The organism is Variovorax sp. efr-133-TYG-130 (genome assembly GCF_030208835.1).
GTDB lineage: Bacteria > Pseudomonadota > Gammaproteobacteria > Burkholderiales > Burkholderiaceae_C > Variovorax.
Genome location: NZ_JARVTD010000004.1, coordinates 15,716 through 34,470 on the forward strand (window position 1 = coordinate 15,716; position 18,755 = coordinate 34,470).

18 protein-coding genes are annotated in these 18,755 nt (G+C 67.9%); 7 read left to right on the plus strand and 11 right to left on the minus strand.

Annotated elements, in window-relative coordinates; genetic code table 11:
* Positions 1–45: 45 nt before the first annotated feature.
* From QRN67_RS06540 to QRN67_RS06575, 8 genes are read right to left on the minus strand one after another with little or no spacing between them, the layout of a single operon-like run.
* Positions 46–1,128: a CaiB/BaiF CoA transferase family protein gene (locus QRN67_RS06540; RefSeq protein WP_285411165.1), complete on the minus strand. Its 1,083-nt coding sequence runs from the start codon at positions 1,126–1,128 to the stop codon at positions 46–48.
* Positions 1,125–1,586, minus strand: coding sequence for a Zn-ribbon domain-containing OB-fold protein (locus QRN67_RS06545; protein WP_285411166.1), 462 nt, complete (start codon positions 1,584–1,586; stop codon positions 1,125–1,127). The genes QRN67_RS06540 and QRN67_RS06545 overlap by 4 nt, the downstream gene beginning before the upstream one ends.
* Entirely contained in the window at positions 1,583–2,764 is a 1,182-nt protein-coding gene (locus QRN67_RS06550) for a thiolase C-terminal domain-containing protein (protein WP_285411167.1), read from the minus strand. Before QRN67_RS06550 ends, QRN67_RS06545 begins: the two co-directional genes overlap by 4 nt.
* Positions 2,761–4,053 (minus strand): CaiB/BaiF CoA transferase family protein, encoded by a 1,293-nt coding sequence (locus QRN67_RS06555; RefSeq protein WP_081268900.1) that lies wholly within the window; start codon positions 4,051–4,053, stop codon positions 2,761–2,763. Before QRN67_RS06555 ends, QRN67_RS06550 begins: the two co-directional genes overlap by 4 nt.
* Positions 4,054–4,064: 11 nt before the next feature.
* Positions 4,065–5,045: a Bug family tripartite tricarboxylate transporter substrate binding protein gene (locus tag QRN67_RS06560; protein ID WP_081268899.1), complete on the minus strand. Its 981-nt coding sequence runs from the start codon at positions 5,043–5,045 to the stop codon at positions 4,065–4,067.
* A gap of 53 nt (positions 5,046–5,098) precedes the next feature.
* Positions 5,099–5,833, minus strand: a complete 735-nt coding sequence (locus QRN67_RS06565) for a FadR/GntR family transcriptional regulator (RefSeq protein WP_285411168.1) — start codon at positions 5,831–5,833, stop codon at positions 5,099–5,101.
* A gap of 14 nt (positions 5,834–5,847) precedes the next feature.
* Entirely contained in the window at positions 5,848–6,807 is a 960-nt protein-coding gene (locus QRN67_RS06570; RefSeq protein ID WP_285411169.1) for a PDR/VanB family oxidoreductase, read from the minus strand.
* The gene (locus QRN67_RS06575; protein WP_081268896.1) at positions 6,804–8,123 is read right to left on the minus strand and encodes a Rieske 2Fe-2S domain-containing protein; all 1,320 of its coding nucleotides are present in this window, start codon (positions 8,121–8,123) and stop codon (positions 6,804–6,806) included. Before QRN67_RS06575 ends, QRN67_RS06570 begins: the two co-directional genes overlap by 4 nt.
* Positions 8,124–8,293: 170 nt before the next feature.
* Between QRN67_RS06575 and QRN67_RS06580 the strand changes: the two genes are divergently transcribed.
* Complete coding sequence (locus QRN67_RS06580; protein ID WP_081268895.1) at positions 8,294–9,004, plus strand: nitroreductase; 711 nt, start codon at positions 8,294–8,296, stop codon at positions 9,002–9,004.
* A gap of 40 nt (positions 9,005–9,044) precedes the next feature.
* Here QRN67_RS06580 and QRN67_RS06585 read toward each other — a convergent pair whose 3' ends face one another.
* The gene (locus QRN67_RS06585; RefSeq protein WP_285411170.1) at positions 9,045–10,016 is read right to left on the minus strand and encodes a Bug family tripartite tricarboxylate transporter substrate binding protein; all 972 of its coding nucleotides are present in this window, start codon (positions 10,014–10,016) and stop codon (positions 9,045–9,047) included.
* Positions 10,017–10,164: 148 nt separating this feature from the next.
* Here QRN67_RS06585 and QRN67_RS06590 point away from each other — a divergent pair, with 148 nt between their 5' ends.
* On the plus strand, positions 10,165–10,893 hold the full coding sequence (locus QRN67_RS06590) for a FadR/GntR family transcriptional regulator (protein WP_106938179.1): 729 nt from the start codon (positions 10,165–10,167) through the stop codon (positions 10,891–10,893).
* A gap of 6 nt (positions 10,894–10,899) precedes the next feature.
* On the opposite strand, the gene QRN67_RS06595 is transcribed toward QRN67_RS06590, so the two are convergent.
* Positions 10,900–13,152, minus strand: coding sequence for an acyl-CoA dehydrogenase family protein (locus QRN67_RS06595; protein ID WP_285411171.1), 2,253 nt, complete (start codon positions 13,150–13,152; stop codon positions 10,900–10,902).
* Between the two features lie 142 nt (positions 13,153–13,294).
* Here QRN67_RS06595 and QRN67_RS06600 point away from each other — a divergent pair, with 142 nt between their 5' ends.
* The 5 genes from QRN67_RS06600 to QRN67_RS06620 all read left to right on the plus strand — a co-directional run bounded on the left by QRN67_RS06600 (position 13,295) and on the right by QRN67_RS06620 (position 18,292).
* The gene (locus QRN67_RS06600) at positions 13,295–14,179 is read left to right on the plus strand and encodes a FadR/GntR family transcriptional regulator (protein WP_285411172.1); all 885 of its coding nucleotides are present in this window, start codon (positions 13,295–13,297) and stop codon (positions 14,177–14,179) included.
* A 136-nt stretch (positions 14,180–14,315) separates the two neighbouring features.
* Positions 14,316–15,113 carry a CoA-transferase subunit beta gene (locus tag QRN67_RS06605; RefSeq protein ID WP_285411173.1) on the plus strand — a complete coding sequence of 266 codons (798 nt, stop codon included), beginning with the start codon at positions 14,316–14,318 and terminating at the stop codon, positions 15,111–15,113.
* Positions 15,114–15,124: 11 nt separating this feature from the next.
* Positions 15,125–16,015 (plus strand): CoA transferase subunit A, encoded by an 891-nt coding sequence (locus tag QRN67_RS06610; RefSeq protein ID WP_106938183.1) that lies wholly within the window; start codon positions 15,125–15,127, stop codon positions 16,013–16,015.
* Positions 16,016–16,025: 10 nt separating this feature from the next.
* A complete protein-coding gene (locus QRN67_RS06615; protein WP_285411174.1) occupies positions 16,026–17,225 on the plus strand; it encodes a CaiB/BaiF CoA transferase family protein in 1,200 nt (399 codons plus the stop codon).
* Positions 17,226–17,263: 38 nt separating this feature from the next.
* Entirely contained in the window at positions 17,264–18,292 is a 1,029-nt protein-coding gene (locus QRN67_RS06620; protein ID WP_081268889.1) for a Bug family tripartite tricarboxylate transporter substrate binding protein, read from the plus strand.
* A 71-nt stretch (positions 18,293–18,363) separates the two neighbouring features.
* On the opposite strand, the gene QRN67_RS06625 is transcribed toward QRN67_RS06620, so the two are convergent.
* Entirely contained in the window at positions 18,364–18,753 is a 390-nt protein-coding gene (locus tag QRN67_RS06625; protein WP_503010875.1) for a Zn-ribbon domain-containing OB-fold protein, read from the minus strand.
* Positions 18,754–18,755 lie beyond the last annotated feature (2 nt).

An 18,755-nucleotide genomic window follows, 5' to 3' on the forward strand; every position in this document is an offset into this window, starting at 1 on the left:
CCCGGTGGCGCGACCACCGGTGGCCGCCGGTGCTGGATCGCACCATCATTCCCAACGGCGCAGCACCTGGTTCAGGCCTTGGGCCTGCGATGGCGCCGGTCCTTGAATGTTCGATGGTGTCCGCGAAAAACGCGGCGCTGGTGCGGGGTGTGCCACGCCGTCCACATCGACGAACGCATCGCGCGCGACCTGATGCGGGTGAGCGCGCGCCTCGCCGAGTGCGAGCACCGGCGCGAAGCAGGCGTCGCTTCCTTCCAGCAACGCAGTCCATTCGTCGCGCGTGCGGATCAGGAAGATGCGCTCCAGCTCCGCACGCAAAGCGGGCCAGCGCGCCCGGTCGTTCTGCGCATCGCGCAGGGCGGGGTCCACGCCGAGGCGTTCGCACAGGTCCGCAAAGAACTGGGGCTCGATGGGGCCTATGCACACATGCCGCGCGTCGGCCGTCGCGTAGGTGCCGTAGTACGGTGCCCCGCCGTCCAGCGCGTTGCGGCCGCGCTGCTCGACGAAGGTTCCGCGCAGTGCGCTGCTGGCGAACAGGCTCATCAGCGAGTTCACTCCGTCGGTGATGGCCGCATCGACCACCTGCCCCCGTCCCGAGCGCTTCGTCTCGTGCAGCGCCGCCAGGATGCCCGCGACCAGGTACAGGCTGCCGCCCCCGTAGTCCCCGACCAGATTGAGCGGCGGCACCGGTGCGCCACCCGGGGCGCCGATGGCGTGCAGGGCTCCGGTCAGCGCGATGTAGTTGATGTCGTGGCCGGCCGACTGCGCCAGCGGTCCGTATTGGCCCCAGCCGGTCATGCGGCCGTAGACCAGGCGCGGGTTGCGCGCCGCGATCACGTCGGGTCCCAGGCCCAGGCGCTCCATCACCCCGGGGCGAAAGCCTTCGACCAGCACGTCCGCGCGGTCCACGAGTTGCAGCACCTGCGCGCGTGCCTCCGGGCTCTTCAGGTCGGCGAGCACCACGCTGCGGCCCCGGCCGGTGATGTCGCTGCGGTCGCCGAGCTTGCGGCCCGGCCGGTCGATGGTGACCACGTCGGCGCCCATGTCGCTCAGCAGCATGCAAGCGAAAGGACCGGGTCCGAGCCCTGCGAACTCGACCACCTTCAAGCCTTCGAGAGGCCCGCTCATGACGCACCCCTCAGCCGCCATTGGAGCAGCGAGAACGCCGGTTGCGCTTGCGCGTGATGCTCGTACACACCCTCGACTTCGGCGCCCATGGCCACTGTCTGCATCGGGTCGCCCAGCAGGTTGCCGACCATTCGCACATGGCCGGCGTCGGGCAGCTCGACGAGCACCACCAGGTAGGCACCCCGCCCTTTCAGGGCCGCATGCGCCGGGTGCCATACACGCTCCCAGCTGAAGATGCGCCCGCGCGGCGCCACCTCTTCCCAGGCCGGGTCGAATGCGTGGCAGCGGTGGCACAGCCATTCGGGGCCGAATTGCCAGGTGCCGCATGCGACGCAATGCTGCACGCGCAACCGGCCCTCGCGAAGGCCCGACCAATAAGGCGCCGAGAGGCCGTCGGGCTCCGGCACCGGAACCGGCAAGCCGGGCGGCAGGTAGTGCGTGGTCGTCGTGTCGTTCACAGCACGTTCTCCGATGCCAGCAGCAGGTCGCTCACGGGGGTGACCATCGGCCCGCCGATCACCAGCGCCACGTCGCTGCGGCGGGCCTGGCTGGTGGAGGTGCCGCGCACCTGGCGCACGGCCTCCAGCACCAGCTCGAAGCCGTGCATGTAGCACTCCGCCAGGTTGCCGCCGCTGGTGTTCAGCGGCAGCCGGCCCGCGGGCGCGAGCAGGTTGTCGAGCGTGAGGAATTCGTTCGCCTCGTCGGGGCGGAAGAATCCGTGTTCGGCCAGCGCCATCGCCACGCCGCCGGTGAAGTTCTCGTAGCTTTGCACCACGCCGACATCGGCGGGCGTGATGCCGGCCATGGCGTACAGCTCGGGTGCCACCGTGGTGAAGCTCGCGCTCGCGTAGTCCGGCGCATTGTGGGGAATGGCGCCTGCGCGGTAGCCCGAGCCGGTCGCCGCGCCGAGCAGGTAGGCAGGCTTGCACGCGAAGTCTTTTGCGCGCTCGGCGGCCACCAGCACGATGGCCGCGGCGCCGTCGTTTTCCATGCAGCAGTCGTACAGGTGGAAGGGCTCGCAGATCCAGCGGGAGGCGTCGTAGGTGGCTGCGTCCAGCGGCTTGCCGTGCATCACGGCACGTGGGTTCGCTTGCGCATGATGGTAGGAGGCCATGGCGATGGCGCGCATCGCTTCCTGCCGCACACCGTGCTCGTGCATGAAGCGTTGCACGCGCATGGCGAAGCGTTGCGGCGGCGAGAGCACGCCGTAGGGCATCAGGTAGGCCTTCTCGCCGGAGATGGTGTCCACGCCCTGCACCTGGCCGAAGCGGCCGTTCTGCCCTTGTGCCAGCGCGCGGAACACCACCACGCAATCGGCCAGCCCGGCGGCAATGGCTGCCGCGCCGTTGGCCACGGCCGCGCAGCACCCGCCGCCGCCGCCGCCCCATTGCATGGTCGCGCTGCGCAGGCGGTGTGTGCCCAGCGCTGCCGCCAGGCGCGATGCGTCGCTGCGGTCGTCGCTGTACGAGGCGAAGCCGTCAATGTCCCTCGGGTCGATGCCCGCGTCCGCGCAGGCCGCGATGATCGCCTTCAGCGCGAGCTTGAACTCGGCGTCGGGCGACTGCCCGTGCTTGTAGTACGGCGTCTCGCCGATGCCGACGATGGCGACACGGCCGCGCAGCGACCTTGGCGTCATGCTGGCGCGCCAGCGGTTTCGTGCCGCACGGCCGGTGGACCGAAGGCGCCGGCCTGGGCCAGCCCTGCCAGCCGGACGTCGTCGTAGCCGAGCGCCTCGCGCAGCACTTCATGCGTGTGCTGCCCGACGGTGGGAGCGGCCACCGGGTCGGCGATGGGCGTGCGGCCAAAGCGAATGGGCAGCGCCATGTTGGGCACCCAGCCGACGCCCGGATGCGGAATGCGCGTGACCAGCCGCCGCTCGCGCGCCTCCGGAGAGCGAATCGCCTCGCCCACCGAGCGCACCTCTCCGCACGGCACGCCGGCCGCGCGCATGCGCGCCTGCCAGTGCGACCACGGCTGCAGCGCAAAGGCTTCGCCCAGGAGCGCAAAAAGTTCTTCGCGCCGCGCGGAGCGCTCGCGTCCGTTGGCGAAGCGCGGGTCGTCGGCCACGTCCGGCCGCTCGATCACCTGTGTCATCAGCCGCTGGAAGATCTTGTTGTTGCCGCAGTTGATGTAGAACGAACGGTCTTGCGCTTCGAACACGCCCGAAGGGCAGGTGTCGGGGCTGGTGTTGCCATGGCGCTGGGGCTCGGCGCCGCTGAACACATGCTGCAGCGTGGCGTAGCCCGTCATCAGCACGGCGTTGTCGAACAGCGCGACTTCCATCGACTGGCCGTGTCCGGTGCGCTCGCGCGCCACCAGTGCGCCGAGTATGGCGTTGGACGCCATCATCGCGGTGCTGATGTCCATCACCGGTGACAACGCGCGCACGCCCTGCCGGTCGGCATAGCCGTTCATCGACACGAAGCCGCTCTCGGCCTGGGCAATGGGGTCGAAGCCCAGGCGGTCGGCAAATGCACCTTCGCGTCCATAGGCCGAGACCGAGCAATAGACCACCTCCGGGTTGGTCCTGCGGATGCTTTCGTAGTCCAGGCCGAAGCGCTCCATCACACCGGTGGAGAAATTCTCGACCACCACGTCGGCCGTGGCCACCAGCGCGCGCGCCACTTCCAGCCCTTCGGGTGTCTTCAGGTCGAGCGCCACGCTGCGCTTGTTGCGGTTCGACCAGAGAAAGGGCGCGCCCTGGGCGAGCTCGGGGTGTACCGGCGGGTATTGGCGAAAGTCGTCGCCCCGCCCGGGGGCCTCGATCTTCAACACGTCCGCGCCCATGTCGGCCAGCATCATGGTGGCGAACGGGCCCGCGATGAAGTGCGTGAAGTCGACCACCTTGATGCCTTCGAGCGCCTGCGGCGCGCCCGCGGGGCGGGGCGTGTGTTCGGGGAAATCGGTTTCGAGGTTTTCAAGCATGAAGGTGGTTCTCACATCTGTATGTTGGCTTTGCGCACGACCGGGCCCCACTGCGCCATTTCGTCGCGGATGAGCTTCTCGAGTTCCTGCGGCGTGCTGCTGCGCGCCTCGACGTTGCGCTCGGAGAACATCTTTCGCACTTCGGGTCGCGCGACAGCGGTGCTTACCGCGGCCTGCAGCCTGGCGATGACGTCCTGGGGGGTGTCCTTGGGCGCGAGCACGCCGAACCATGCCGAGCTCCTGAAGCCTGGCAGGTCGTCCGCGATGGCCGGCAGGCCCGGCACCGTTTCGGTGGGCTTGAGCGTGCCCACCGCGAGGTAGCGCACCTTGCCCGAATTGACGAGCGTGGCGCCGTCCAGGCCGGTGACGAAGGCGGCCTGCAGCTGGCCGCCGGCAAAGGCCGTCATCATCGGCGCGCCGCCGTTGTACGGAATGTGCTGCAGCTTCAGGCCCGCGGCCTCGTTGAAGTATTCGGCCGTGAGGTGCGACAGCGAACCGTTGCCGACGGAACCGATGTTCAAGGACGTGCCGTTCTTCTTCGCGTACGCGAGGAACTCCTTCATCGTCCTGGCGGGGCTGTCGGCGGGCACGGCCAGGATCATCGGCGTGATGGCCACGGTGGAGACGGGCCGCAGGTCCTTCAGCTCGTCGTACGGCACCTTGCGCATCAGCCCGACCACGGCGTTGGGGCCGGTGTTGCCGAACACCAGCGTGTAGCCGTCGGCCGGGGCCTTCGCGACGTAGTCCACCCCGATGGTGCCCCCCGCCCCGGGTTTGTTCTCGACGATGACGGTCTGGCCCAGCGTCTCGCTCATCGATTGCTGGATGGCGCGCGCGAGCTGGTCGGTGCTGCCGCCGGCGGCATACGGCACGATCATGCGAATCGGCTTGCTCGGGTAGTTGCCTTGGGCGAATGCGGGCGACACGCCGGCCGCGAGCCACATGCACGCGGTGCACAGCAGGGTGCGTCGGGGGAGGAATGCGGGTTTCATGGTGAGGTCTCCTTGTTTTCGTGAATGCGTGGGCCGGTTCAGGTCGGATCGATTCAGTTGCCGAGCACGGTCGACCAGTAGCTGCGGGCGCGGTCCATGTGCTGCAGGATGAGCAGCTGCGCCTTGGCCGAATCTCTTGCGCGGATGTGTTCGAACAGCCGGCGGTGGTCGCGCAGCGAGGCCTTGCCTTGTGCCGTGTCCTCGAACATGGCCTGGCGGCGCTCGCCCGTGAACCGGTAGAAGGCATGCAGCACGCGCACCAGCACCGAGTTGTGCGTGGCGTTGACCAGCGCGATATGGAACTCGGTGTCGGCGGCGGCGATGTTTCCGTGTTGCAACAGCACTTCTTCGGTACGCCGCAGCACGGCTTCCATGCACTCCAGGTCGGCGTCGGTGCGGCGCTGGCAGGCGAGGCCGGCGGCCAGCACCTCCAGATGACCGCGCACTTCCATCGTCTCCGCCACCTCCGCCGGCGTGGGCGTGCCGCCCATGTCGGTGAGCATCACCAGCGCCTCGAAGCTGGATTCGCGCTCCACGTGCCGCAGATAGATGCCCGAGTTGGGCCGCGACTCGACGATGCGCAGCGTGACCAGCGTGGCGAGCGCCTCGCGCACGGCGTTGCGGCCCACGCCCAGGCGCTCGGCCAGGTCGCGCTCCGAGGGCAGCCGATCGCCGGGTTGCAGGCGGCGGTCGCGCAGGTACGCCAGGATGCCGGCAATGGCGCCCTGGCCGGCGTGGCTGCCGGCAGGTTCCTGCGCATCGGCGGAGTGGGCGAGCTTGGTGGCCATGGTGTGCCTGCCGCTCAAAGGTCGAGCACCAGCGTCTTCGAGCGCGCGCCGGAGCAGCAGATCATGATGTTGTCGTTGGCCTGCTTTTCCTCGGCGCTCAGGAAGTCGTCGCGATGGTCGGGCTCGCCCGCGATCACCTTGGTGCGGCAGGTGCCGCACACGCCGGCGGTGCAGGCGTACGGAACGTCGACGGCGTGGTCGAGCAGCGTGTCGAGAATGGTCTTGCCCGGCGCCACGGCAAGGCGCTGGCCGCTGCGCTCCAGCACCACGTCGTAGCCGCCTTCGGTGGCGGCCTCGCTGGCGGCGGCGAAGCGCTCGAAGTGCACCGTGGCCGCGGGCCGCGAACCACAGGCTGCGAGGAAGGCGTCGATCATGCGCGCCGGGCCGCAGCAGTACAGGTGCGTGCCCTTTGGCGCCTCGCGCACGATGGCGGCGATGTCGAGCCGGTCAGTGCGCGAAGAGCCGAAGCAGAAATCGACCTCGCGCCCGTCGCCCGCCATGGCGCGCAGTGCGTCGGCGTAGGCGGTCTCGCGCGGCGAGCGGCTCGCGTAGTGCAGGCGCCACGGCCGGCCGAGCTCGCGCAGCCGGCGCAGCATCGACATGATCGGGGTAATGCCGATGCCGCCCGCGATGAACACGGAATGCGCCGCGTCTTCCATCAGGGCGAAGTCGTTGCTCGGCGGCGTGGCGCGCAGGCGGTCGCCCACGCGCGGCGTGGCGTGCATCCACGCCGAGCCGCCCTGGCCTTCGGCGTCGCGCTGCACCGCCACCACGTAGCGGCCCCCGTCGGAGGGTGCGTTGACCAGCGAATAGCTGCGCACCATGCCGTGCGGCAGGTGCAGGTCGATGTGCGCGCCGGCGGTGAAGGCGGGCAGCGCGCAGTCGTTGGCCGAAACGAACTCGTACGACGCGATGCCCTCCGCCTCCAGCCGGATCTGGCGCAGGCGCAGGTCGATGGGAGCGGGCATGTTCATGGCGTGTAGCCGAAGTCGGCGCCCAGCCGCGCGGTCATCGCCTCGCGCCCCGAATCGTTCCACGACTCGCTGGCAGGCAGTGTGAGAGACACCGCGCGCACCATCGGCAGGTCGGGGTCTTCGATGCGCGGCGGGCGCTGCTGGCGCACCGAGAGGTTGCGCACGGTTTCCAGCAGCAGCCGGCGCGTCATGGCGATGCCGGTGTCGCTCATGCCCAGGTGCTCTTTCGATCGGTCGTAGATCGGCGCGACGCCCGACTGGCAGGCCGCATCCTGCACCCACAATCCGGGCAGGCCGGAGAACCACGTCTTGGTCTGCGCGTCGTAGTTGAAGAGGAACGCGCTCTGCAGGTTGAATTTGGTCCAGTACTTCGCGTAGGGCTCAGTGGGCGGGCGCGGCGCATAGGCGTTGACGCTCGGGTGGCCGGTCTCCCGGCCCGCGTGGCCGTTGTCGAAGATCTTGCGGGTCTTTTCGTAGAACGGCTGCGTCGGGTGGTACGAGAACATGATGCACAGGGTGTGGTGGTCGTCCAGCGGCACCCAGGCGTGGCCGCTGAGCTCGGGGTACTGCGACTGCGGCGGTACCAGCGTGTAGAAGGGCAGAAGGAACTGGTTCACACGCCAGTAGTGCGTGCGCTCGTCGAGCACGCGCTTCGAAGCCACGCTCATGCCGAAGTCCTGCCGCTTGCATTCGAAGGTGGGACGCAAGTCTTTCTTGGCGGTCCAGTCGCTGATGGCGCCCTGCTGGTCGATGCGCCCGTGCAGGATGGGGGCGTGCGCCGAGTCGATCTCGCCTTCCACCGCCTGCAGCCAGTTGCACTCCTGCACGCGGAAGCTCACGTACACGTTCTCCTCGGGCACCAGGTTCCACTCCAGGTTGGGCAGCGGCGGCAGGTTGTCGCGGTCGGGTCCCATGTAGGTCCAGGCGATGCCGTTGCGCTCGCGGCAGGGGTAGTTCTTGATTTGGACCGTGTCCTTCAACCGGCTCTGCGCGGGCTCGGCCGGCGTATCGAGCACATGGCCGTCCACGCCGAACTTCCAGCCGTGGTAGATGCAGCGCACGCCGCAGTCTTCGTTGCGCCCGAAAACCAGCGGCGCGCCGCGGTGCGGGCAGGCATGGTCGATCAGGCCGACGCGGCCTTCGCTGTCGCGAAACGCCAGCAGCTCTTCGCCCAGCAGGCGCACGCGCTGGGGCTGCCCGTCGGCCTGGAGATCGCGGCTGGGCAAGAAGGGAATCCAGTAGAGGCGCATCAGTTGCCCCATCGGGGTGCCGGCGCCGACGCGGACCAGGGTTTCGTTGTCTTCGTGGGAGAGCATGGAAGCAGATTCCTTATGGAGCAGGTGCGGGGCGGACACGGGCCCTGGTTCTGGTGTGTCCACTTTGGAGAACCAAATTGGTAGAACCAATGCTATCTTTCGGCAGCTGGGCCTGTAAAGCTGGAAGATCAATAACCTTTAAAATGGATCAACCATAGGAGTTTTTATCGATGGACCCTGAGACAAGGAATGCGCACGACGCCGCCAATGCCGCGCAGGCCGCCGCCTTCGACGCCGTGCTCGACGCCCGCTACAGCTGCCGCGGCTATCTCGCGGAGCCTGTGCCGCGCGAGGTGATCGACGCCATCCTGCGGGCCGCGCAGCGCACCGCCTCGTGGTGCAACTCGCAGCCATGGCAGATCGCGGTGACCAGCGCGGCCGCCACCGAGCGCTTGCGCCTGGCCATGGCCACCCCGGAGGCATCGGCCGACCCGTCCTTCGACATCGCGCCCCCCGCCGAATACCGCGGCGTGTACCGCGACCGGCGGCGGGAATGCGGCTTCCAGCTGTACGAAAGCGTGGGCATCGCGCATGGCGACCGCGAGGCCTCGGCACGGCAGGCTGCATTGAACTTTGGCTTCTTCGGTGCGCCGCACATGGCGCTGGTCACCACCGAGGCGGTGCTGGGCACCTACGGCGTGCTCGACTGCGGCGCATACGTGAGCAACTTCATGCTGGCAGCCCGCGCGCGGGGCGTCGCGAGCATTGCGCAGGCGGCCATCGCTTCGCGCGCGAAGTTCCTGCACCGCTGGTTCGACGTTCCGGAAGATCGCCAGGTGGTCTGCGGAATTTCTTTCGGCTACGAAGACACGGCGCACCCTGCGAACCAGTTCCGCACCTCGCGCGCCACCCTCGGCGAAGCGAGCCGCTGGATCGACTGAGCGAGGCGGTGGCCCGGCAGCCCGGGCTCTGGAGTGACGCTCAGAGCTTGATGCGACCGGAAGCCACCAGCTTCTTGGTCAGCTCCAGCTGCTCGGCGAGAAAGGCCGAGAGCTTGGCCGGGCCCCACCCTGCAGGCTCGAAGCCCAGTTCCAGCAGCTTGGGAGCCACGTCAGGCAATTTGACGATGCGCGCCATCTCGGTCGAGAGCTTGTCGATGATCGCCTTCGGTGTGCCGGCCGGTGCAAACAGCGCACCGAAACCCGGCATCACGACCTCGGGGTATCCGGCCTCCGCGAAGGTCGGCACGTCGGGATACAGCGGAAACCGGCTCGGGCTTGCGACTGCCAGCGCACGGATTTTTCCGGGGTAGCGGGAAACGCCCCCCAGCGACACGACTGCCGTGTCGATCTGGCCGCCGATGAGGTCCTGCAGCGCGGGTGCTTCACCCTTGTAGGGCACATGCACCGTCTCGATGCCCGCCGTCATGTTGAGCAACTCGCCGACGAAGTTGCCGCCCGATCCGGGTCCGTACGAGCCGTAGGAAATCTTGCCGGGCTTGCTCGTGGCGAGGTCCACCAGTTGCTTCAGCGTCTTGATGTTCAGCGATTCGCGTACGCCGATGGCAATCGGCGTGAGCGCCAGCATGCTGATGGGCGCGAGCTCCGACATTTTGTAGGTCTGGGTGGGTTGTAGCACCAGGTTGCTGATCAGCGCGCTGTAGTTGACCAGCAGCGTGTAGCCGTCGGGTGTCGCCCGCGCCACGGTGGCGGCCGCAATGGCACCGCTCGCGCCGGCCCTCGATTCGACGATGCTCGGCTGGCCCCAGGCCTCGGTGAGCTTCTGTCCGATGACCCGCATCATGGTGTCGTGCCCCCCGCCGGCCGCCGTCGGGATGATGAACTTGATGACGTTGTTCGGATAGGCCGGGTCGGCCCAGGCGAAGGAGGGCAGGGAGGCGGCCCCCGCGATGGCGAGGCCGGTGGCGAGGGTATGGCGGCGCGCTGGGTTCATCGGATGTCTCCTGGTTCGTCTTTGATTTGCATTGGTTGAACCATAATTAGTTCTGCGACAATGGTCAATCCGCACCTGCCCGGGCAGGCACACTGTCGGCTCCGAGCCCAGCGCTTCCATCGTTCGTGACCTAGAGGAGGAAAAAGCCATGTCGGAAACCACCCCCGTTTTTGCGCCCGTGCGCATGCGCCGCGCATTCGAAGCCATCTGCGACCAGATCCGCCAGCAGCTGGCGGACGGCCAGCTCGCCGCGGGTGACAGGTTGCCCAGCGAAAAGGAACTGTCGGAGCAGTTCGGCGTGAGCCGCAGCGGCGTGCGCGAGGCATTGCGAAGCCTCGAGATGGCCGGCATGGTGGAGGCGCTGACCGGCATCAACGGCGGCTTCTACATCAAGCAATCGCATCCCGACGGCATCACGCAGGCGGTGCGCGACATGGTGGCCCTCAACCAGGTTCCGGTGTCCGACGTGACCGAGGCGCGCATCCTGCTGTGCGACCTGGCGATCAAGCTGGCCTGCGAGCGCGCCACCGACGAAGACTTCGCGGCCATCGAGGCCGACATCGACCGCTTCGCGGAGCTGGTCAGGCAAGGCAAGCCGGTGCGCGACAGCGCGCTGATCACCGAGTTCTACCGGCTCATCGGCCGCGCGACGCACAACGAGGTGATCGTGATGCTGATCGACGCGCTGTCGGAGATATTGCGCGGGCTCATCGCGCAGCTGCAGGCGCCGCACAGCAACGTGGTGCAGGTGCGCCGCAAGGTGCTGCGCCTCATGCGCGATCGCGATGCGGCCAAGGCCAGCGCGGCGTTGGCCAAGCACCTGACTGCGCTGCACCTCCTGCTGGAAGACATGGAGCGCAAGAAGGCGCAGCGCTGAGCCGCGTCAGCGGGGCAGGCCGAGCCCGCGCTGGGCGATCAAGGTTCGCTGGATCTCGTTGGTGCCGATGCTGATCACCCACATCAGCGAATGGCGCAGGTTCTGCTCGATGCGGCCCTGGAGCAGGGCGCCGGGACTGCCTTCCGACAAGGTGCCTTCCATGCCGAGAATGTCGAGCGCCACCTCGCCGAGGCGCTCCATCAGTTCACCCGAGTACACCTTGCTGGCGGCCGCGTCGTGCAACGGTGTTTCGCCGGCGTCCACGCGCTCGGCGCAGTGCATCATCATCTGGCGCCCCACCTCGATCTGCGCCGCCAGTTTGCCGATCTGTTCCCGTACCAGCGGATCCAACCGCATCGCACGCCCATCCAGCTGCGCGCCGCGGATGTAGTCACACAGCAGCTCGAAGGCGTGCGCAACCTTCATCACGATGCCCCCGCCGATGAAGCCGCGCTCCGTGGCCAGAGCACCTACCAGCACCTTCCAGCCGCCGTTCAGCTCGCCGACCATCGCATCGGCGGGGACGCGCACGTTGTCGTAGAACACGTTGGCGAAACTGCCGCCGTACATGGTCGTCGAGGTCTTGACGGTGATGCCGGGCGTGTCCATCGGCACGATGAACAGGCTCAGCCCGGCGTGCGGGGGGCTGGCGTCGGGGTTGGTGCGGGTGGCCAGCAGCATGTATTCGCCCCAGTAGGTGGTGGTCCAGATCTTCTGGCCATTGATGACGTAGTGGTCGCCGTCGCGCACGGCGCGGGTTCGCATGGAGGCCAGGTCGGAGCCTGAATCGGGTTCGCTGTATCCCATGCCGTAGATGGCCTCGCCGCGCAGGATCTGCGGGAGGTAGCGCTCCTGCTGCGCCGGCGTGCCGTGCACCTGCAGCATGGCCGCCTGCACGGGGGCGCCGGCACGCGGCGCTTCGGCGCGCTCCATTTCCTCGACGAACGCGAGCTGTTCGAACGCACCCCGCGCTTGGCCGCCGAAGCGCTCGGGCCAGCCCAGTCCGATCCAGCCGGTCTTCCCCAGGTCGCGCGCGAAGTCGCGGTCGTACTCTCGCTGCTTGAATCCCAGGCGGTCGTGCGCTGCCTTGCGTTCACCCGACCAGTGCACCTTCAGCCATGCGCGCACCTCTTCGCGGAAGGCGTTGCCCTGGGCCCCGAGGTCGTATTCGGGCAGCGCGTGGGGCACCTCGCCCAGGAAGTAGTCGGCAAGTTCCTCCCTGGCACGGCGCATGCCGCCGTGGCGCAGCACGTCGAGATGGACCTGCTTGAAATGCCGCGGCGCTTCGTGCTCTTCGCTGTAGCCGATGGCTCCGAAAGTGTGCTGGGTCTCGAGCGCCACTTGGCGCAGGGTGTCGCCGGCGACCGCGCAGGCGGCGTGCGCGAAGACGCGCCAGTTGCCGGTGCCCAGATCGTGCTGCCGCGCGGCATTGGCCAGCGTGAGCTGCGCGCCCATCAGCGCGATCTGGTTGTTCGCGAGCTTGTGCTGGATGGCCTGGAAGCTCCCGATCGGGCGGCCGAACTGCTTGCGCTCGCCGGCGTACGCGACCGCCATCTCGAAGGCACGCGCGGCGGCGCCCTCGGCGCGCGCGCACAGCGCCAGGCGGCTCATGAGCTGGAGGTCGTCCAGCGCCTGGGCCGATACGGCGAGCAGCGTGGCCGGCACGTCGCGCAGCGTGACGCGGCACATGCCGCTGGCGCCCATGGCCGGCGTGGCGTCGATTCGCACGCCAGGGGCGCCGGCGTCGACCAGCGCGAGGCCCGCGGCGGCCGCCGTGCCCGAGACAGCGACTGCGAAATGGGTGGCGCTGTCCGCCGCCTCCAGGAAAGAAAGCTCGCCGGTCACGCTGCTGCCGGCCAGGGTGGCGCTGCCCGCGCTGCGGTCGCCGTCGAAGGCGCCGAGTGCCAGTACCACGCGCGCCTGCCCGGTGCGCGCCGCTTCGAGCAGCGCGTGCTCGTCGCCAGCCGCGGTGCGCAGGGCGGCCAGATGGAGCAGTGCGATGTGATGCAGCGGCACCGGGCAGGCGGCGCGGCCCATCTCCTCCATCGTGATCACGATCTCCCGCAGGCCGCCCTCGCTGCGATCGCTGCCGAGCGCGGTCAGGCCCTGGTCGGCGAGCTGGCGCCACGCCTCTTTCACGCGGCCGGGGTCCCTCGCCCATTCCACGGCGTTGGCGCAGGGCCAGTGCCTGGACAGGAAGCCTCGCACCGAATCGCGCAGCATGGCGCGTTCTTCGTCACTGGGCATGTTGTGCTGCATCGTCGGATTCTCCTGAAAGTCATCAATGGTACAACCATTGTGAATTTACAGGGCGGGGGAGTAGACGCTCGGCGGTGCGAGTCCGCGCATTTATCATTGGCTCAAAGGTCCAACTTTTTATGGGTTCTCCGGGAGAAACAACATGAACGCCAAAGAATCGCAAACCACGCAGCCGCAGGCCGCAGCGCCGGTGTCGGCCGCGAGGTTCCAGGTCATCCGCTCGGCGCGAGCCTTCGAGGAAATAGCCCAGCAGATACGCACAGAGCTGGCGCAGGGGCGGCTCAAGGTCGGCACGCGGCTGCCGTCGGAGCGCGCGCTGTCCGAGCAGTTCGGCGTGTCGCGCAACACCCTGCGCGAAGCGCTTCGCTCGCTGGAGCACGCCGGGCTCATCCGGCTGCAGAAGGGGGCTACCGGCGGCGCCTTCATCAGCGGGCGCAGTGGCGACGCGATCGCCACGGGCCTGATGGACATGTATCACATGGGGGCCATCCAGCCCGAGCAACTGACCGAGGCGCGCATCTGGCTCGAGTCGATCCTGGTGCGCGAGGCCTGCGCGCGCGCCACGCCGGCCGACATCGAGGCGCTGAGCAGCAACATCGACGCGGCCGAGGAGGCCACGCGCAATGACGACTTTCCCGCGCGCGCCGCCACCAACCTCGAGTTCCACCGCATCCTGGCGCGAATGACGGGCAACCCGATCATGGTGATCGTGATGAACGGCGTGCTCAACGTGCTGGCGGAGTTCATCGGCCAGGTCGGCCACTACGAGAACGCCTACGTGCTGCCGTCTCGCCGCCGTTTCCTGAAGCACCTCGCCGCACGGGATTCGGACGCCGCGGTGGCGGAGATGGAATCCATCCTCAAGCGACTGCAGCGCAGCTACTTGTCGAAGATCGAGGGCGGCGATGCGCAGGAGGCCGAGGCAGCTCCGGCCGCCGCGAAGACGCGCGCCAAGCCGGCCGCCAAATCCCCCGCCAAGCCGGCATCCAAGCCCGCAGCCAAGCCAGCCGCGAAGACGCCGCGCTAGCTGTTCCAGCAGCCCATCGCCAACCGCTCGCCGAAATGCGAGCGGTTTTTTTTTGTCCGACCCGAGGCCAATCCCGCTTGACAGCGCGCAGTCGAATTTCTAGCATTTAGCAATGGTTCAACCAAAAATGGGTTCTATGACGCAAGACAACGACAAGCCTTCGACGGGAGAGTTGCTCGCCGTGTTGCTGGCGCGTGATTTCGAGGACGGTGAAAAAGTCATCATCGGAACCAACTCCGATATCCAGCTGGCCGCCTGCAACCTCGCGCGAAAAATGCAGGCGCCGCGGCTGTGGTGGATATCAGGCCCCGGCGGCATGGTCAACCCGGTGCGCAACCACCTGCTGTCCACCGCCGACTCGGAGAACATCGAGTCTTCGGAGGCCTGGATGGACCTTCCGAACATGATCGACTTCATCGACTGGAAGATCCACTTCTTCGACTTCGCGATCCTGTCGGCGCTGCAGGTCGACCGTTTTGGCAACATCAACACGGTGGTGGTCGGTGACCAGGCAAAGCCGAAAGTGCGCGGCCCCGGCACGGTCGGCATCAGCGCACTGTGCGGGCTGGCCAAGCGCTTCTACGTGGCGCTCACGCGCCATGACAAGAGCGCCTTCGTGCCCCGCGTGGACTTTCTCTGCGGCCCCGGTCACATGGAAGGCGGCAACTCCCGCGAAGAGGCCGGCCTGCCCGCGGGCGGCCCGAAGCTGGTGGTGTCGCCGCTGGGCGTGTTCGACTTCGAGCCGGTTTCCAAGGCCATGCGCGTGCGCTCGGTGCATCCGGGCGTGACGCTCGAACAGATCCATGCCGCCACCGGTTTCGAGATGCGGGTCGACGGCACGCCGCCCGTCACCGCGATGCCATCCGCAGAAGAGCTGCATCTCCTGCGCACCCACGTCGACACCCGCGGCACCCTTCGCCGCAAATTTCCCTGACAAGGCGCCTCATGAGCAACAAGAACAAACTGATTTCGCTGGACGAGGCCGTGGCGGTCGTCAAGGACGGGGACCGGGTGGGCCTGGGCGGCTGGATCTTCAATGCACAGCCGATGGCGCTGGTGCGTGCACTCATCCGCAAGGGCGTGCGCAACCTCGACCTGGTCCCCGCGCCCGGCTCCATCGCCCCCGACATGCTGATTGGCGCCGGTTGCGCGCGCAGCACCGCCTGCGTGTTCATCAGCTTCGAGCAGTTCGGCCTGGCCCCGCACTTTCGCCGCCAGGCCGAGGCCGGCACGCTGAAGGTGTACGAACTCGACGGCCCTGGCATCGCCGGCGGCCTGCGCGCCGGCATCTGCGACATGCCGTGGACCGCCATTCCGGACCTGGGCACCGACCTGCCGCGCCACACGCCCGAGCACTATTGGCCCCTGCCGTCGAAGCCCGGCGAGCGCAGGATGCTGGCCGCCGCCGCCATCAAGCCGGACGTGTGCCTGCTGCATGCCCAGCAGGCCGACGAATACGGCAACGTGCAGTACCTGGCGACGCCGTTCTTCGACGCCATGCTCGCGCAGGCTTCGCGCCACGTGATCGTCTCGGTCGACCGCATCGTGTCGAGCGACACCATCCGCCGCTCGAACCACCTGACCAAGCTGCCGAGCGTGATGGTCGATGCCGTGGTGGAGGCGCCCTACGGCGCGCACCCCACGTCGTCGCCCTCGCTGTATCGCGCGGACGAGCGCCACCTGAAGGAGTACGTGAAGGCCAGCGTGAGCGACGAAGCCTTCGCCGCGTACCTGAAGCGATACGCCCGCGATGCGGGCACCCACGGTGACTACCTCGATACGCTCGGCGCGTCCCGCCTCGCGGGGCTTGCCGTGTCCGAGTCGAACCTCGCCTGAAAGCCACCCGATGAGCAACACCCCAGCCGCCAAGCCCGGCATCCTGGACGGCGTGCGCGTCCTCGACTTCACCGCGATGATGTCCGGCCCGTACTGCACGCGGCTCATGGCCGACCTCGGTGCCGAGGTCATCAAGGTCGAGCCGCCCGAGGGCGACTACATCCGCCTGCGTGCCCCGCGCCGGGAAGGCCGAAGCACCTACTTCGCGCAACTCAACGCCGGCAAGAAGAGCCTGGCGCTCGACCTCAAGAAGCCCGAAGCCATCGCGCTGATCCGCGAGATGGTGTCGAAGTGCGACGTGGTCGTCGAGAACTACCGTCCCGGCGTCATGAAGCGGCTCGGGCTCGACTACACGTCGCTCTCCGCGCTGAACCCGAAGCTGGTGTACTGCTCGATCTCGGGCTTTGGCCAGGAAGGCGACTGGGCTGGCCGAAGCGCCTACGCGCCGGTGTTGCATGCGGCCAGCGGCTACGACATGGCCAACCTCGACTACCAGGAAGGCGATGTGGAGCGGCCGTTGAAGAACGGCATCTTCGTGGCCGACGTGCTGGGTGGCTCGCTGGCGTTCGGTGCAGTGCAGAGCGCGCTGTTTCGCGCCGCGCGCACGGGCGAGGGCGACCACGTCGACCTGTCGCTGATGGATGCGATGCTCGGCATGCTGGTGTACGAATGCCAGGAGGCGCAGTTTCCGGCCGAGCGGCGCCGGCCGCTCTACCGCCCCACGAAGGCCAGGGACGGTTTCCTGCTGATCGCGCCCGTGAGCCAGAACAACTTCGAGGCGCTCGCGCGCGGCACCGGGCACCCGGAGTGGATCACCGATCCGCGCTTCGCCATCAGCCATGACCGCGAGCACCACTGGGGCGAGCTGATGCAGTTGCTGGACGACTGGGCCGGCCCGCAAAGCGCGGCCGAATGCGAGGCGGCCATGAACGCGGCCGGCGTGCCATGTTCGCGCTACTTCACCGTGCGCGAGGCGATGCAACTGCCGCCGCTGCAGGAGCGGCAGGCGTTCCAGACCATCGACGACGGCTCGGGGCCTTTCCAGGTTCCGAACCCCGCCTTTCGCTTTGCCCGGACCGCCGCGCATGCGCGCAACAGCGTGCCGGCGCTGGGCGGCGACGGCCCCGCGTTGCTCGGCAGCCTGCTGGGCCTGAGCGACGAACGCGTTGCCGCATTGCGGGAAAGCCGCACGCTGCACGTGCATGGGTGACAGAGGGCTTTTTTCGTGCACAAGAACAGGAGACAAGCATGCCGACGATCGAATGGAAGCGTCTTTTCAGACCAAGGGTGAACGCAAAGGCGAAGGCCAGGCTGCTGTGGACCGCGCTGCTGGCCGCGGGCGCGATGGCATTGCCGCAGGCCGGCATCGCGCAAGCGTCGAGCTTTCCCAACAAGCCGATCACCATCATCGTGCCGTACCCGCCGGGCGGCACCACCGACGTGCTGGCGCGGGTGCTGCAGGAGCCGATGCAGCGCTTCCTCAAGCAGCCGGTGATCATCGAGAACAAGGCGGGCGCTTCCGCGGTGCTGGGCACCAAGTTCGTGGCGAAGTCGCCACCCAATGGCTACACGCTGCTGTTCCCCAACAACGGCCTCGTGATCTCGCCGCAGGTGTCGAAGGATGCCGACTATGCGCCGCTGAAAGACTTCGCGCCCATCTCACTGGTCTCGCTGCAGCCGATGATCCTGGTGGTGAACCCGGCGGTGCCCGCCAAGTCGGTGCAGGAGCTCATCGACTACGCCAAGGCCAACCCCGGAAAGCTCGACTTCGCAACCGCCGGGCCGGCCTCGTTCGGCCACCTGGCGACCGAACTGTTCAGCCGCCGGGCCGGCATCCGGATGACGCACATCCCCTACAAGGGGCAGGCGCCGACCACGCAGGCGATCCTCACCGGCGAGTCGAAGGTGCTGCTGAGCACGAGCTCGTCGCAGATGAACGCGTTCATCAAGGACGGCAAGGTGCGGCTGCTCGGTGTTTCTTCACTGCAGCCGTCGCCATTGGCGCCGGGCGCGCCGCCCATTGCGAACACGCTGGCCGGCTTCAATCCCGAGGTGTGGTTTGGGCTGTTCGCACCCGCCGGTACGCCGCGCGATGTGGTGGCCAAGCTCAACGAGGCCATCGTCAAGTCGCTGGCATTGCCTGAAGTCAAGGAGAAGTTCGAAACCGCCGGCGCCTTTGCGACGGGCAGCACGCCCGAGCAGCTCGGCGCGCGCATCGCCGAGGAATACGGCACCTGGACGACGGTGATACGCGAGGCGGACATCAAGTCCGAATAGGCGCCTCGCTTCTTGCACCGGCAAGCAAAAAGGGCCGCGACAATCGCGGCCCTTTTGTCGTCCGCGTCCGCTCAGGCAGGCTTGAACATCGGGATCGCGAAGCCGCCTTCGGCCGGCTTGAAGCTGACCTCGACCCGGTCACCGATGCGCAGCGCATCGAGGTCGCAGTCGACGATGTTGGTGAGCATGGTCAGGCCCTCGTCCAGCGTCACGTAGGCGAGCGCATAGGGAATGGGCCCGGCCCGCCGCGTCACGCTCACGCTGTAGATCGTGCCCTTGCCCGACGCGTCCACCCATTCGGTGTCGCCCAGGCAGTAGGGGCACAGCGCGCGCGGATACCAGTGCAGCTTCGCACAGGCGGTGCAGCGCTTGATGCGCAGCACGCCTTCCTTCGCGGCGCTCCAGTAGGCCTCGGTGGCCGCATCGACAATCGGCGCGCCCAACGGGCGCTCTTGGTACATCG